This window comes from Lichenihabitans sp. PAMC28606 (genome assembly GCF_020616535.1).
Classification (GTDB): Bacteria; Pseudomonadota; Alphaproteobacteria; order Rhizobiales; family Beijerinckiaceae; genus Lichenihabitans; species Lichenihabitans psoromatis.
In genome coordinates this window covers 916,450-930,868 of record NZ_CP085136.1, presented here as the reverse complement: position 1 = coordinate 930,868, position 14,419 = coordinate 916,450, and the positions used below count along the sequence as shown (strand labels likewise).

At 63.0% G+C, this 14,419-nt stretch carries 13 protein-coding genes; 7 read left to right on the top strand and 6 right to left on the bottom strand.

Features of this window, described 5'->3' with window-relative positions; translation table 11 throughout:
- Positions 1-209: 209 nt before the first annotated feature.
- Positions 210-1,046: a tetratricopeptide repeat protein gene (locus LGH83_RS04340; RefSeq protein WP_227400758.1), complete on the top strand. Its 837-nt coding sequence runs from the start codon at positions 210-212 to the stop codon at positions 1,044-1,046.
- A 30-nt stretch (positions 1,047-1,076) separates the two neighbouring features.
- Here LGH83_RS04340 and xth read toward each other — a convergent pair whose 3' ends face one another.
- From xth to LGH83_RS04325, 3 genes are all read right to left on the bottom strand, one after another.
- The gene (gene xth / locus LGH83_RS04335; RefSeq protein ID WP_227400757.1) at positions 1,077-1,853 is read right to left on the bottom strand and encodes an exodeoxyribonuclease III; all 777 of its coding nucleotides are present in this window, start codon (positions 1,851-1,853) and stop codon (positions 1,077-1,079) included.
- A gap of 23 nt (positions 1,854-1,876) precedes the next feature.
- The gene (locus LGH83_RS04330; protein WP_227400756.1) at positions 1,877-2,749 is read right to left on the bottom strand and encodes a lysophospholipid acyltransferase family protein; all 873 of its coding nucleotides are present in this window, start codon (positions 2,747-2,749) and stop codon (positions 1,877-1,879) included.
- Between the two features lie 93 nt (positions 2,750-2,842).
- Positions 2,843-4,066: an FAD-dependent monooxygenase gene (locus tag LGH83_RS04325; RefSeq protein ID WP_227400755.1), complete on the bottom strand. Its 1,224-nt coding sequence runs from the start codon at positions 4,064-4,066 to the stop codon at positions 2,843-2,845.
- A gap of 204 nt (positions 4,067-4,270) precedes the next feature.
- On the opposite strand from LGH83_RS04325, the gene LGH83_RS04320 reads away from it, so the two are divergent.
- From LGH83_RS04320 to LGH83_RS04310, 3 genes are all read left to right on the top strand, one after another.
- Complete coding sequence (locus LGH83_RS04320; RefSeq protein ID WP_281015437.1) at positions 4,271-5,065, top strand: TerC family protein; 795 nt, start codon at positions 4,271-4,273, stop codon at positions 5,063-5,065.
- A 117-nt stretch (positions 5,066-5,182) separates the two neighbouring features.
- Positions 5,183-6,262 carry a Ppx/GppA phosphatase family protein gene (locus LGH83_RS04315; RefSeq protein ID WP_413771101.1) on the top strand — a complete coding sequence of 360 codons (1,080 nt, stop codon included), beginning with the start codon at positions 5,183-5,185 and terminating at the stop codon, positions 6,260-6,262.
- Positions 6,259-7,020: an RlmE family RNA methyltransferase gene (locus LGH83_RS04310; RefSeq protein ID WP_227400754.1), complete on the top strand. Its 762-nt coding sequence runs from the start codon at positions 6,259-6,261 to the stop codon at positions 7,018-7,020. Before LGH83_RS04315 ends, LGH83_RS04310 begins: the two co-directional genes overlap by 4 nt.
- Here the strand turns inward: LGH83_RS04310 and LGH83_RS04305 are convergent.
- Positions 7,017-8,453, bottom strand: coding sequence for an MFS transporter (locus tag LGH83_RS04305; protein WP_227400753.1), 1,437 nt, complete (start codon positions 8,451-8,453; stop codon positions 7,017-7,019). The two genes, LGH83_RS04310 and LGH83_RS04305, sit on opposite strands and share 4 nt — an antisense overlap.
- Positions 8,454-8,733: 280 nt before the next feature.
- On the opposite strand from LGH83_RS04305, the gene guaB reads away from it, so the two are divergent.
- A complete protein-coding gene (gene guaB, locus LGH83_RS04300) occupies positions 8,734-10,224 on the top strand; it encodes an IMP dehydrogenase (RefSeq protein WP_131117796.1) in 1,491 nt (496 codons plus the stop codon).
- Positions 10,225-10,248: 24 nt separating this feature from the next.
- Positions 10,249-10,671 carry an MAPEG family protein gene (locus LGH83_RS04295; RefSeq protein WP_227400752.1) on the top strand — a complete coding sequence of 141 codons (423 nt, stop codon included), beginning with the start codon at positions 10,249-10,251 and terminating at the stop codon, positions 10,669-10,671.
- Between the two features lie 60 nt (positions 10,672-10,731).
- Here the strand turns inward: LGH83_RS04295 and LGH83_RS04290 are convergent, their stop codons facing one another.
- A complete protein-coding gene (locus LGH83_RS04290) occupies positions 10,732-10,872 on the bottom strand; it encodes a hypothetical protein (RefSeq protein WP_227400751.1) in 141 nt (46 codons plus the stop codon).
- A 103-nt stretch (positions 10,873-10,975) separates the two neighbouring features.
- Here LGH83_RS04290 and LGH83_RS04285 point away from each other — a divergent pair, with 103 nt between their 5' ends.
- The gene (locus LGH83_RS04285; RefSeq protein WP_227400750.1) at positions 10,976-12,268 is read left to right on the top strand and encodes an RsmB/NOP family class I SAM-dependent RNA methyltransferase; all 1,293 of its coding nucleotides are present in this window, start codon (positions 10,976-10,978) and stop codon (positions 12,266-12,268) included.
- A gap of 21 nt (positions 12,269-12,289) precedes the next feature.
- Here the strand turns inward: LGH83_RS04285 and LGH83_RS04280 are convergent, their stop codons facing one another.
- Complete coding sequence (locus LGH83_RS04280) at positions 12,290-14,407, bottom strand: PAS domain-containing hybrid sensor histidine kinase/response regulator (RefSeq protein ID WP_227400749.1); 2,118 nt, start codon at positions 14,405-14,407, stop codon at positions 12,290-12,292.
- Positions 14,408-14,419: the final 12 nt, after the last annotated feature.

The window sequence follows — 14,419 nt, the reverse complement described above, 5'->3', positions numbered from 1 at the left end:
CCTATCGCCCCTTCTGCGCCACCGATCGTGGCGTCTCGGGTGTGTGAGGTTTCGGCAGGTGCATGTGACGCGTTTATCGATGGATGAGCCTGTGTTCGACAAGACGAAACTGCCGAGCCGCTCCGGGAGGGACCCTTCTCCTTCCATCACGCGTCGCTCGTCCTCTTTCGCTGTGATCCGTGTTGAACGCACGGCCGAGGTGCGTCACGATGCTTGCCGCTAGCCGCTTCTCCCTTGTGTTGATGGCCGGTTGTTTCATCGCCGTCGGCACGAGCGCGTCTGCGCTCGACGGCAATGATTATGCGCCGGCCAATAAAGGTTCCTTGCAAGTCTTCAAGAACCCGCAACAGGCCTTGCGGGTGGGGGTCGACGGGTATCGGTCTGGTGATGTGAAATCCTCGGTCGAGGCGTTCAAATATGCGGCCGCCAACGGCAATCCGCTCGCGCGGTGGAAGCTGGGCAAGATGTATGCGGATGGCGACGGCGTCCCACACGACGACGCCAAGGCCTTCGATTACTTCTCGCAGATTGTCCAGAATTACGACGAGGACGATGACAATCGTCGTGACATGTCGGTCGTGTCCAACGCCTTCGTGGCGCTCGGCGTCTATAGTCTCAATGGGATCGCAAACTCGCCCGTGAAGCCGAATCCGGAGCGGGCGCTCGAGATGTTTCAATATGCGGCTTTGACGTTCGGCAACGCCGACGCTCAATATAATCTTGCGCGGCTGTTTTTAGATGGCGCGGATGGCATCCCGAAAGACATACGGCAGGCGGCCCGCTGGTTGTCGCTGGCAGCCGAGAAGAACCATTATCAAGCTGAAGCCTTGCTGGGCCACATGTTGTTCAACGGTTTCGATGGCTTTGCCCAGCAACGCGCCAAAGGTTTGATGTGGCTGACGCTCGCGCGGGACGCGGCGCTGGACTCAAAAGACCCGAAGGACGGCTGGATCGTGGACCTTTACAATAAGGCTGCCGATACAGCGACCGACAATGATCGACAGGTTGCGATGGTCTATGCCGAAGAACGGCGCAAGCGGAACTGACCAAGCGGAGCTAGAGGGCTCCATCTTGGCTCAGGCGAGGTCGATCCGAACCGGGACGTGATCGGACGGCTTGTCGAGCGCTCGGAGATCCTTATCGATCGAGAATGATTGAAGGCGGTCCGCAGCCTGCGGCGAGAGAAGAAGGTGGTCGATCCGGATGCCCCGGTTTCGGTGCCATGCGCCGGCCTGATAGTCCCAAAAACTATAAAGGCCGGCCTCATCCGTCATGGCGCGGACGGCATCGACGAGACCGAGATTGAGAAGCGAACGGAAGCGCTCTCGTGTTTCGGGCAGGAACAGCGCGTCATTGCCCCAGTTCTGCGGATCCGCGACATCGATCGCTTCGGGGATGACGTTATAGTCGCCTGCAAGCACCAGGATTTCCTCGTGGTCGAGGAGATGGCGCGCGCGCGCGATGAGACGGTCCATGAAGCCGAGTTTATAAGGATATTTCTCGCTTCCGACCGGATTGCCGTTCGGGAGGTAAATGGAGGCAACCCGCACCGATCGGTCGCCGTGTGGCACGATTGCCTCGATGTAGCGGGCCTGAGCATCGGACGGATCCCCCGGCAGTCCGGAGGTCACGATCGCGTCCCGCTTGGTGAGGATCGCGACGCCGTTGAAGCCCTTCTGACCATGCACGTGACTGTGGTAGCCGACAGCCTCGATTTCCGCGCGGGGGAAGGCGTCGTCGACGCACTTCAGCTCTTGCAGGCAAACGACGTCGGGTTCGACCTGCTTGAGATAGCCGAGAAGATGCTCGAGCCTCTGCCGCACCGAATTGACGTTCCACGTGGCGATTCGCAAGGCGGCTCCTTCGTGGTCGGCACTCAACCCCAGCGCCGGTGGGCCCACATCCATTGCTCTGGACGGTCTCGAATATAACGCTCGAAGGCAGCATGGATCATCGCGGTCGCGTTCGTCACGTCCGCTTTTCGATCCTCGGTGATGGGCGTCTGGATCAACTCGAACGATTGCACGAAACGGACGCCGGGAAGCCGTTGCATCCGCACCATGAGGATCGGCGCATTGACGCTCCGCGCCAGCAAGGCCGGAAAGGTGGTCGAGGGAGCCAGCCGCCCGAAGAACGGCACATCGACCCCGCTGAATTCGCGCAGATCGGCAAGAAACCCAATCGTGCCGCCCTCCCGCAGCACGCGCATGAAAAGGCGGGGCAGCGCCGGGTTTTTTTGAACGAGACCGCCCGTATAGAGAAAGCCCCGCATGCCCGCGACGCGGCGGTCCACATAGGGGTTCTTGATCCTCTGATAGATGCTCCATGGCTTCAGGCCACGCTGGCTGATACCGAGAATCGCCAATTCCCAATTCCCGAGGTGGCCGGCACAGGCGACCTTCCCGCCCTCGCGCGCCGCCCAGTCTTCGAAAATGGCTTGGTTTTCGATCGTGACACGACCGCTCGCGGCAATTTCCTTGAGGTGGAACGCTTCGCCGAACGTGCGTCCAAGATTTTCCCACATCGCGATCGCGATCGCCTCGCGTTCGTCGCTCGACAATTCGGGGAAGGCGCTGGCCAGATGGGCAAGCGCTCGCTCGTGGCGGCGGAAGCGCGGCGCGAGCTTACGCCAAATCGACCCCGACAGATTCGAGGCCGCCTCCACGCTCAGCGATCCCAGGATCAGCGCCGCAAGTTGGAACCCGGCATATTCGAGCCCAAATTTGAGCGACGTCACAAGGCGCGGCATGAAAGCGTGGACTACTCCTGATCGCGCCGACACGGCGTCGACGCGATTGCGTGCGTTTGATTGCTGATGTTGTACCGCTCCGTCAAGCACGCATCAGCGCATCAGGCTCGGAACCGCATGTTGCGGGCGAAGCCCTTCGCGCATGACGGCCTGGCGTGCCGCCGGGATCGACGCCAGAGCGAGCAGGCCAGCGCCTCGCAGCAGGTCGACCGGAAGCAAGCGAGACAGCAGCGCCGAATTGAGCATGTCGACACCGCGCGACCGCACGGCGATATCACCCATGCGGGCGCGCTCGTAGCCGGCCAGCACCGTCGCGCTGCCGTGATCGAGTCCCGCCTGTCGAGCCTTGGCGAGATGATCGACCAAGGTCGCGGCGTCACGGAAACTCAGGTTCAATCCCTGTGCCCCGATTGGCGGCAGGGCGTGAGCGGCTTCGCCCGCAAGGGCCAATCGGGTCCCGACCAAACGATCGGCGACCGTGCTGCGGATCGGAAACCGGCCGACAATTCCCTGTGGCTTCACCCGCCCAAGCAGCAACCGCGACTGCGATTCGATGGCTTGTGCGAAGGCCAACGGCGCGAGGCTCTGCCGTTCCGATGCTTTGGCGGGCGTCATGACCCAGACGAGGCTGGAGCGATGCCGAGCCTCGTCATTCGCGGGCAGGGGCACGAGCGTGAACGGACCTTCGCGGGTGTGAAACTCGGTCGACACATTGCCGTGCGGCGCGGCGTGGTGCAGCACCGTCGTCAAGGCCACTTGCGGGTAGTCCGTCGTGCGGGTCGCGATGCCGGCCATGATGCGGGTCGGCGACGACGCACCGTCGGCCGCGATCAGCAGGCGCGCGGCAATCTCTGCTCCGCCGTCGGTGCGAACCACGATGCCGCCCTCGGTTTGATGGAAGTCCCGCAACAAGGCGTCGACGCGGACCAGACCGACAGTGTCGTTGGCGACACGCATCAAGCTTTCCACCAAATCGGCGTTTTCAATATTGTAGCCGAAGGCCGGCAGTCCGATCTCGCTCGCTTTGAAATTGACGGGCGGTACCCTGAACAGAGACCCCGTATCGTCGACGAGCCGCATGACGGCGAGCGGTGCTGCGAGCCCCTCGAGGCGAGGCCAAACCTGCAAGGCGCGAAGCATCCGCACAGACCCGTCGAGAAGTGCGACGGTGCGTCCGTTGCGCGATGCGGACGCAGATCCGAGCGAGACGACCGAGAACCCATCACGGGCCAGGGCGACCGCGAGAGCAAGGCCGACCGCGCCGGCGCCGGCCACGATCACGTCTGCGGTCAGGGGAGTCGAGCGGTGTGAAGTCATGCGCCACAATATCGGTCGGGACGCGGATTCAGCCAGAGCGATCTCGCGGTCGTGGCAAAGAAACGCGGACCTCAAGTCGAGACGAACTCCTGTCGAATTCCGAGCACGACTATGTTTCTGGGCCTGACCCCTGGCGAAAGTGTCGCATAACCTCGATATGGGCGGGGTTGGCGCATCGGCGTCGCAGTAGGGACGACAGCCACCGTGAATCTCGAACTCTTCGATTGGATCTACCATCCGTCCGGCTGGATCGCGCTTCTGACGCTGACCGCGATGGAAGTTGTGCTCGGCATCGACAATGTCGTGTTCCTGTCGCTGATCAGTTCGAAGCTCCCGCCCAAACAGGCCGCAACCGCCAGAATGCTCGGCTTGGTTCTGGCTTTCGCCTTCCGCGTTCTATGCCTGTCGCTGCTGACGTGGTTGATCCATCTTACCGAGCCGATCGCGACAATCTGGGATCATGAATTTTCCTGGCGTGACGTGATCCTGCTGGCCGCCGGTCTCTTCTTGATCGCGCAAGCCACGACCGAATTGCACCGCGAAGTTGAACATACCGAAGAGGCGGACGCGAAGGTCTCGACCTCGCGCGCCTTCGGCATTGTGATCGTCAACATCGCTGTCATGGATCTGGTGTTCTCGATCGACAGCATTCTGACCGCGATCGGGATGGCGAAAGACATCATGATCATGATCATTGCGATCGTGATCGCGCTGCTGGCCATGTATTTGGCGGCAACCTCGGTCGCGGCTTTCATCAAGGCGCATCCGACCGCCAAGGTGTTGGCCCTCAGCTTTCTGGTCTTGATCGGTTTTGCGCTCGTGGCGGAAGGATCGGGCTTCGAAATCCCACGCGGCTACATTTATGCGGCGATGGGCTTCTCGACCGCGGTCGAGGCCATCAACATCTGGGCTCGCAATCGCCGTCGCGCCGCACAGGCATCGACAGTCGCGCGGAACGCGTCGGTTAAAGCGCCGGCCGCTGCCAAGCTGAAATCCTGATCAGGTCTTCATCGCGACGCAATGCCGCTTCCGGCGTTGCGTTTGGGCAACGCTGCATCGTAGGTTGCGGATGGGCTCCACGATCGGAGCGTTGTTGCGTGGATCACGGGGGTGGGTGTGGGTGATGCCGATCAGATCGGCTTGGACAATGCGACGCCGCGAGCGTCCGGTTCCGGCCCGACCGACCGATGTTATGCCGCGCTCGATCTCGGCACAAACAATTGTCGGCTGCTGATCGCCCGTCCGGCACCGGCTGGCTTTCGCGTCATCGACTCGTTCTCCCGGATCGTTCGCCTCGGTGAGGGCCTTGGTCAATCTGGACGGCTATGCCCGCAAGCGATCGAGCGCACCCTATCGGCGCTTCACGTCTGTCGTGACAAGCTTGATTCCCGGCGCGTCACGCGGACAAGGCTGATCGCCACGGAAGCCTGCCGGGCCGCCGACAATGGCGCGGCCTTCATCAATCGCGTCGCCGTTCAGACCGGGCTCCAACTCGAAATCGTCGATCGCGAGACGGAGGCGGGCCTTGCCACGGCGGGCTGCGCCGCGCTGGCCGATGATCGCGCCGAAGGCGTGCTTCTGTTCGACATCGGCGGCGGCTCATCGGAGGTCGTCTGGCTGACGCGAGCATCGGACACGGAAAACCGCAGCGGCGAGCAAGAGGGCATTCGCGATCGTATCCGACTCTGGACGTCGCTGCGGCTCGGTGTGGTGTCGCTCGCCGAAAGTTTCGGTGGTCGCATCGTCACGCCGGCGGTTTTCGAGGCCATGGTGGCTTACGTGACCGTCGAGATGAAGGAATTCGCCGAGCGAGCCCGCAGCGAGATGCGGTGTTCACGCTTCCACCTTCTTGGAACGTCCGGCACGGTCACGACCTTGGCTGGCGTGCATCTCAATCTCCCCCGCTACGACCGGAGACGGGTCGATGGCCTCTGGATGTCGCATGCGGATGTCGACGAGGCGATCGCGCGGCTGCGCAACATGAGTTTCGACGCGCGAGTGGCGCATGGCTGTATTGGCCCGGATCGCGCCGATCTGGTGCTGGCCGGCTGCGCCATCTTCGAGGCGATCCGACGTGCTTTCCCATCCGAACGCGTTCGCATCGCAGACCGGGGCTTGCGGGAAGGCTTGCTGATGCAGATGATGGCGGCCGACGGCGTTTGGTGCCGCGACGCACAGACAAGCCGGATGCAATGACGACAGGAAACGGAGCCGGGGGCGCAGGCTCCGGTGGACGCGAAGGCGGCCGCTCGCTTAAAACGCGCGTTAAGACGGCGAGGAAACGCTCGTTGTCGTCCACGCTTTGGCTATCCCGACAGCTTAACGATCCCTATGTGGCGAAGGCCAAGCGCGACGGGTATCGCTCGCGAGCCACCTACAAGCTGATCGAGATCGACGATAAATATAAGCTTCTGAAGCTGGGCATGCGGGTCCTCGACCTCGGCGCAGCGCCGGGCGGCTGGTCGCAGATCGCCTCGCGTCGCGTTGGGTCGGAGGCCGGCAAAGGGCGCGTCGTCGCGATCGATCTTCTCGAGATGGAACCGGTGCCCGGCGTCGAGTTCACGCAGATGAACTTTCTCGACGATGATGCGCCCGCGCGTTTGACCGCCATGATGGGCGGGCCGGTCGATGCCGTGCTGTCCGACATGGCCGCCAATGCTGTCGGCCATCGGAAGACGGACCATTTGAAAATTGTGGCCCTCGTCGAATTGGCGCTCGCTTTCGCGCGCGAGATCCTGGCCCCCGGGGGCCTCTTCCTCGCAAAGGTGCTGCAAGGCGGTACGGAAGGCGCTTTGCTGACTGAGATGAAGCGCGACTTTGTCACGGTTCGTCATGTGAAGCCGCAATCCAGCCGCGCCGACTCGTCCGAACTTTATGTGCTGGCGACGGGGTTTCGCGGTAAGCGCACGCCTGTCGATCATGACCCGGACGAAGCGTCGACCGAGACCGACTAACCGTCTCGCCCGGCCGGTGTTGCGGCTGAGGCGATTGCAGGCGCGGGGCGCTCGCCGCGCTGGGTCAGGGCCGCCGCGGCGCTCGGTGGCAGTCGCATGAAGATCAAGGCCGACGCGGCGGAAATCAGCGCGATCAGAAAGAAGGCGGCGCCGAAATCCTCGGTCCGCAACGTGCTGTCACCATGGATTCGTCGGGAGAATTCGATGACGGCCGCGCCGACTGTCACGCCCGTCGACAGTGAGAGTTGCTGAACCACCGAGGCAAAGCTGGTGGCCCGGCTCATGGCCGCATTGTCGATATCCGCGTAGGCGATGGCGTTGATGCTGGTGAATTCGAGCGAGCGGAAGAAGCCGCCGCCAAGCAGCAAGGCAAACATCATCCACCAGGGCGTCGAGGCCGTGAACAGGCCGTAGAGCGCCAAGAAGAGGCTACTGACGATCGCATTGAAGATCAGCACGCGCCTGAAGCCGAAGCGCCGCAAAATCGGGTGGGCTGTCGTTTTCATCAGGAACGCGCCGGCTGCTGCGCCGAACGTGAGGCACCCCGACTGGAAGGGCGACAACCCGAAGCCGAGTTGCAGCAGCAGCGGCAGAAGAAATGGAAGCGCCCCGATGCCGAGCCGGAACAGAAAACCGCCGTAGAGGCTCGCCGCAAAGGTCGGAACGCGAAGCAGCGCGAGGTCGATGATCGGGTGCGCCGTTCTGCGGGCGTGTCGAAGATACAGGCCGAGCAGGATCACACCACTCCCGATCAGCCCTGCGGTGACGAGGGGCGGGAGCGACCCGCGGCCCGCCACGGACATCCCGAACATGAGACCGGACAGGCCGAACCCCGTCAGGAGAAACCCTGGAACGTCGAGACGCGGCGGCTCCGCCTCTTTCACATCGTCGATGAAGAGCGTCGCGAGCGTCACGCCGAGGATACCGATTGGAACGTTGATCCAGAAGATCCAGCGCCAATCCGAATAGGTCGTGATGAAACCGCCGAGCGGCGGCCCGAGAATGGGACCGATCAGCGCCGGCATCGTCAGATAGGCCAAGGCTTGGACAATCTCGTTGCGCGGCACCGAGCGCAGCAGCACCAAGCGACCGACCGGCACCATCATGGCGCCTCCCAGCCCCTGAAAAATGCGGGCGGCGATGAATTGGGGCAGGGTGCTCGAGAACCCGCAGAGGATCGAGCCAAGCGTAAACACCACGATGGCGCCGCGAAAGATGGTGCGAGCGCCAAATCGATCGGCGGCCCAGCCGCTCGCCGGGATGAAGATCGCGAGGCTGAGCAAATAAGACGTCAGCGCGAGCTTCAGGGCGATCGGATCTTCATGGAGATCGATTGCGATGGCCGGCAGCGATGTCGCCAGGACGGTGCTGTCGAGGTTTTCCATGAACAAAGCGCAGGCGATGATGAGCGGGGTGAGAAGGCGGCTCGGCACAGCTCTATCCTAGTGGCGCAAGGCCAGGCGCAGGAGGCATGATGATGCTGGCAAATTTGCGCGTTGTGCCCCTGCCGGCCTCGTCATGCTGTAAACGCTCTCCAGGGCTGCAACAAGGCGCGCGTTCCAGGGCATCGTGACACTTTCCTCGAACCCCTCTCCGTGCTAACGGCATCTGCCAACTCAAGTCCGCCTATCGAAGCGGATTGTTCCCGATCTTTTACAATCGTGTCGCGCGCGTCTGCTTCTGCTGACGCATCGCCCGACGTGGAGTTGGCCCATGATCCCGATCGCCTATCCGCAATTTCCCGAAGCCTTGACGTTTGACGACGTGCTGCTGCTTCCGGCTCATTCCGTGGTCATGCCGGGGCAGGTGGATCTTCGCACGCGATTGACCCGCAGCATCGACCTGAACTTGCCGCTGATTTCATCGGCGATGGATACGGTCACGGAAGCGCGGTTGGCCATAACCATGGCGCAGGCGGGCGGGATCGGCGTGATCCACCGTAATCTCGATCCCGACGCGCAGGCCGAAGAGGTCCGCAAGGTCAAGCGTTACGAAAGCGGGATGGTGGTCAACCCGATCACGATCCATGCTGATGCGACGCTTGCGGACGCCTGGGCGATGATGAAGCGCTACAACATCTCTGGCATTCCAGTGGTCGAGCAAGGTCCTCCGGGCAAGCCCGCGCCGTTGGTCGGGATTCTGACCAATCGCGACGTGCGTTTCGCCGACGATCCGAGCGAGCCCGTGTCGCGCCTGATGACCAAAACGGTCATCACTGTTCGGGAGGGCGTCAACCTTGATGAAGCGCGGCGCCTCCTGCATGTGCACCGTATCGAGAAGCTCGTCGTCGTTGACGACGACGGCCGTTGCGTCGGCCTGATCACGGTCAAGGACATGGAAAAGGCCACTCTATTCCCGAACGCCTGCAAAGATGGGGAGGGGCGCCTGCGGGTTGCGGCAGCCTCGACGGTCGGCGACAAGGGGTTCGATCGATCCGTTCAGCTGATCGATGCCGGGGTCGATTGCATCATCGTCGATACGGCTCACGGCCATTCTCAGCAGGTGCTCGATCAGGTGAACCGCTTGAAGCGGCAGTCCAACAAGGTCGCGATCATTGCTGGCAATGTCGCGACGGGCGACGGCGCCAAGGCTCTGATCGACGCGGGTGCGGATGCGATCAAGGTCGGCATTGGCCCCGGGTCGATTTGCACGACCCGCATCGTCGCGGGCGTCGGTGTGCCGCAACTCACCGCCATTCTACAGGCCGCCGAAGTGGCCCGCCGCCATGATGTTCCGGTCATCGGCGATGGCGGCATCAAATTTTCCGGCGATTTTGCCAAGGCCATCGCGGCGGGCGCCGATGCGGTCATGATCGGATCGCTGCTGGCCGGCACCGACGAGAGCCCCGGCGAGGTGTTTCTCTACCAGGGACGGTCCTTCAAGGCCTATCGCGGGATGGGATCGGTCGGCGCGATGGCGCGCGGCTCGGCGGATCGGTACTTCCAGCAGGATATCAAGGACGCGCTGAAGCTGGTGCCGGAGGGGATCGAAGGCCAGGTTCCGTATCGCGGGCCGGCCGCTACGATTCTGCATCAGCTGGCGGGCGGGCTTCGGGCCGCCATGGGCTATGTCGGCGGCGCGACCGTGCGCGAGTTTCAGGACAAGGCCCAATTCGTCCGGATCACCGGCGCCGGTCTGCGGGAGAGCCACGTCCATGACGTTGCGATCACGCGCGAGAGCCCCAACTATCCAACCGGCATCTGAGTTTTTGCCTCATCGGAGCAACTCATGAGCGTCGCCAGCATTCTCGCGCCTGTCTTCGTGCTGGTCCTGCTGGTTTATGGGGTGCTGGCGGGCTTGTGTTGGTCGAGGACAGTGGCGCTCGCACGGGGTGCCACGACGACCGATGATGTCGCGCTTGGCCAGAAGGTCTGGCCCCCGCGCGCCACGCAGTTCGGCAACAGCTACGTCAACCAGTTTGAACTGCCGGTGCTGTTTTTCGCCCTGGTTCCGCTGGTCATGGTCACGCGGAAGGCCGACCTGCTGTTCGTCATCCTCGAATGGCTGTTCGTTCTGTTCAGGGTTTTGCACGCGCTGATCCACACGACATCCAACACTGTATCGCTGCGCGGACCCGCGTTTTTGGCGAGCAGCGTCGTGCTGGCGATCGCTTGGATAATGTTCGGGTTCGAGATTCTTGCCGGGGCGTGACCGGGTGAACCTCACCGTGCCGGAAGACGACTGGAACGCGTCATCTCCCGGCTGCTCGCGTCAGTAGTGGTTTTCGAGGGTCGTCTTGGCATCGGCGTGGCGCGGCGGCGGAGCCTGGATCGATGGCGGGGGCGCAGCGGCGCAGGCAGCCAATGACAGAGCCAGCAGCGCGAGCGCTGAACGGCTGATCAATTTCGACATTTTGTCACTTTCTTCTACAACGTCGCGAGCAGGAGATGCCGCTTCTTCGGACGCGTGGTTTCTTTGTTCTTTTTTCAAAGCTTTAACAAGGCGCAAGACCGCAATGACACCGGCCGCTCGGCTCTCTGCCGCAATCGACATCCTGACCGTGATGGACCTTCAACGCCGCCCGGCGCCAGATTGCCTGAAGGAATGGGGGATTGGCCATCGATTTGCCGGCTCGAAGGATCGGGCCGCCATCGCGAGTCTCGTCTATGATTCGCTTCGCGTGAAAGCGTCGGCGGCTTGGCTGATGGACGCGGAAACGCCGCGTGCGATCTTGTTCGGCATGTTGCGCGACCTCCGCGGATTTGACGTCGACATGCTTGCCGCCTTGGCGACCGGGGAAGGGCACGCCCCCGCGGCGCTGAGCGACGCCGAACGCCTGCGTTTGACGGTGGCGACGCTCGACAATGCGCCCGATCATGTGCGCGGCAACTATCCCGAATGGCTCGCCGAGGCCTTTACGGCTGCCTTCGGGAGCGATGCCGCCGCTGAAGGGCGTGCGCTGGCGGCGCGCGCACCGCTCGACCTGCGGGTCAATATGTTGAAGGCCACCCGGGAGAAGGCCCTGAAGGCCCTCGCGCATTTTGGGGCCGAGCCGACACCGCGTTCTGATGTTGGCCTGCGGGTGCCTTTGGGCGACGACGGACGGGCGCCGGCGCTCAGCACCGAGCCATCCTATCTCAAGGGTCACGTCGAGATCCAGGATGAAGGCTCGCAACTTGTGACGCGTCTCAGCGGCGCACAGGCCGGCCAACAGGTCCTCGACCTCTGCGCAGGCGGCGGTGGAAAGACGCTCGCGCTCGCGGCCATCATGGGCAACAAGGGCCAGATCTATGCCACGGACGACGATGCCCGTCGTCTCGCGCCCATTTACGATCGCATTGCACGCGCGGACGCGCGCAACATTCAGGTTCGCTCGCCCAAACGCGAGCAGGACGTCGTAGCCGATCTCGAAGGGCGTTGCGACCTCGTCCTCGTTGATGCGCCCTGTACCGGAACCGGCACCTGGCGGCGCCACCCGGATGCAAAGTGGCGGATGCGCCCCGGCGCCTTGGCTGAACGTCTGAAAGATCAGGATCTCGTTCTCTCGCAAGCGTGTCGTTTTTTAAAGCCGGGCGGTCGCCTTGCCTACATCACCTGCTCGGTGCTGCGTGAGGAAAACGAAGACCGGATTGCTCATCTGCTCTCCGAGCGAAGCGACATGTCGCCGGTCGAGGTCTCGACCCTGACGCATGCGGCCGGCCTTGACGATCTCGCCTCGGTCGCATCGCGCCTGGGCCCGGGGCTGCGCCTCACCCCGCACACGACCGGAACCGACGGCTTCTACATGGCGGCGCTGGTCAAGGCCTGAGCTGCGGGCGAGCCAGACTGGCTACCGGGTTGACCCCTCGATCATGCTGCGGATCTTGGCGCTGAGCACGTTCACCGCGAAGGGCTTGCTCAGCATCTCCATCCCCGGAGCGAGAAAACCCCCGCGCACGGCGGCGATCTCGGCATAGCCGGTGATGAACAGCACCTTGAGGTCGGGCCGGATTTGGCGCGCCATTTCGGCCAGCTGCCGCCCGTTGACGCCGGGCAGACCCACATCCGTCACGAGCAGGTCGATTCGTTCATCGGACGAGACAATCGGCAAGGCCGAGGGGGCATCGCCGGCTTCAAACGTCCGGTAGCCGAGGTCCGCCAGCACATCGAGGATCAGCATGCGGACGGCGGGTTCGTCCTCGACCACCAGAACGCAATCACCATTGGCGTGGCTTGCGACGGCTTCCGATGGTTCCGGCGCTTGGTGTTTCGGGTCCGATCGATCTCGCGGCAGATACAGCTTGACGCTCGTTCCACGGCCAACCTCGCTATAGATCAGAACATGACCGCCGCTTTGCTTCATGAAGCCGTAGATCATCGAGAGGCCCAACCCGGTCCCTTGGCCGATCGGCTTGGTCGTGAAAAACGGCTCGAAGGCTTTGGCGATGACGTCGGGCGGCATGCCGGCGCCGGTATCGCTGACGCTGAGCAGCAGGTATTCGCCCGGCTGAAGGTCGCCGAAGGCATCGGCGGAGTGGCGATCGAGCCGCGCATTCGTGGTCTCGACCGTCAAAAGTCCGCCGTCCGGCATCGCGTCGCGCGCATTGATCACGAGATTCAACAACGCGTTTTCGAGCTGATTCTCATCGGTGCGCGCCAGCCACGCCGTATCCGAAACCCGGATTTCGAGCGAGATGGACGGCCCGATTGTCCGCACGAACAAGTCTTGCATCGAGATCACAAGGCGGCCGACATCCACCGGTTTAGCCTCGAGCGACTGCCGACGCGAAAAAGCCAGCAGCCGATGCGTGAGGGCTGCGGCGCGGTTGGCCGAGACCATCGCCGCATCAATGAACCGCCCGATCTCATCCGCGCGTCCATTGGCGACCCGGCGTTTGATGAGCTCCAGGCTGCCGATGATCCCGGTCAGCATGTTGTTGAAGTCATGCGCGATGCCGCCCGTCAGTTGGCCGACGGCTTCCATCTTGTGCATCTGACGCAAGGAACTCTCGACCCGCGCGCGCTCGGCCATTTCGGCGACAAGACGATCGTTGGCCGATTGCAGCGCGAGCGTCCGGTCGCGCACTTGCGCTTCGAGTTCGTCATTCGAGCGCTGCAAACGCTCCTCGAGCCGCTTGTCCTCGGTAATGTCCTGCGTGACGCCGACGAAGCGGATGCAGCGATCGTCTTCGAACAAGGTCGTGCCGTAGCTCGCAACCCAAGTGGTCGGAGTGGCGCCGTCGCCGATCCGATATTCCTGGTAGAAGTTATGTGAATGATGCGGCTGCATCGCGGCGTCGATGGCCTGCTGGACGCGCCCGCGATCCTCGGGATGGATGAGGCTCAGAAAATACTCTGACTCGGAAGCAGCCCGGTCGGCATCTCCCGCAGCGGCGAAAAGCGCCTTGTTGCGCTCATCCCAGAATCGAGTTCCGCTGGCCATGTCGTGATCCCACCGACCGAGCTTAGCGGCCTCGGTCGCCAGCGTCATGCTGACCGAGGTGGCGCGGAGTTCATCCGCACTGCGCCTTTGCGCCGAGACATCGTGGAAGCTGCAGATGGCATAGATCGGTTCACCGCTCGGGCCCGCAATCGCGGCCGAACTGACGGAGAGTTGCAACGTCGCCCCATCCCGGCGTCGGATGAGGATGTCGCGATCTTCGATAGCGACGTGACCGCGCACGGTCTTGGCCAGCGAATAGTCATCGCGATCAAACGGCGTTCCATCGGCATGAAGGCCGCCGAGAAGCTCGAGGTCGGCGACGAACCGCAACGCCGTGACGGCCTCGCCCAAAATCTCCTCGGCGCGGCGATTGTGAAAAACGATGAGACCGGAGGGAATGTCCGCCAACACGATGCCGAGCGGCAACTGCTCGAGAACCGCATAAAGCGCCACGCTATCGCGCTGGAGCGTGCCGACCTCTCGCACGACCCTCGTCGCACTGGTCCGGATCTCGTCAACCGCCATGCGTCACCACCC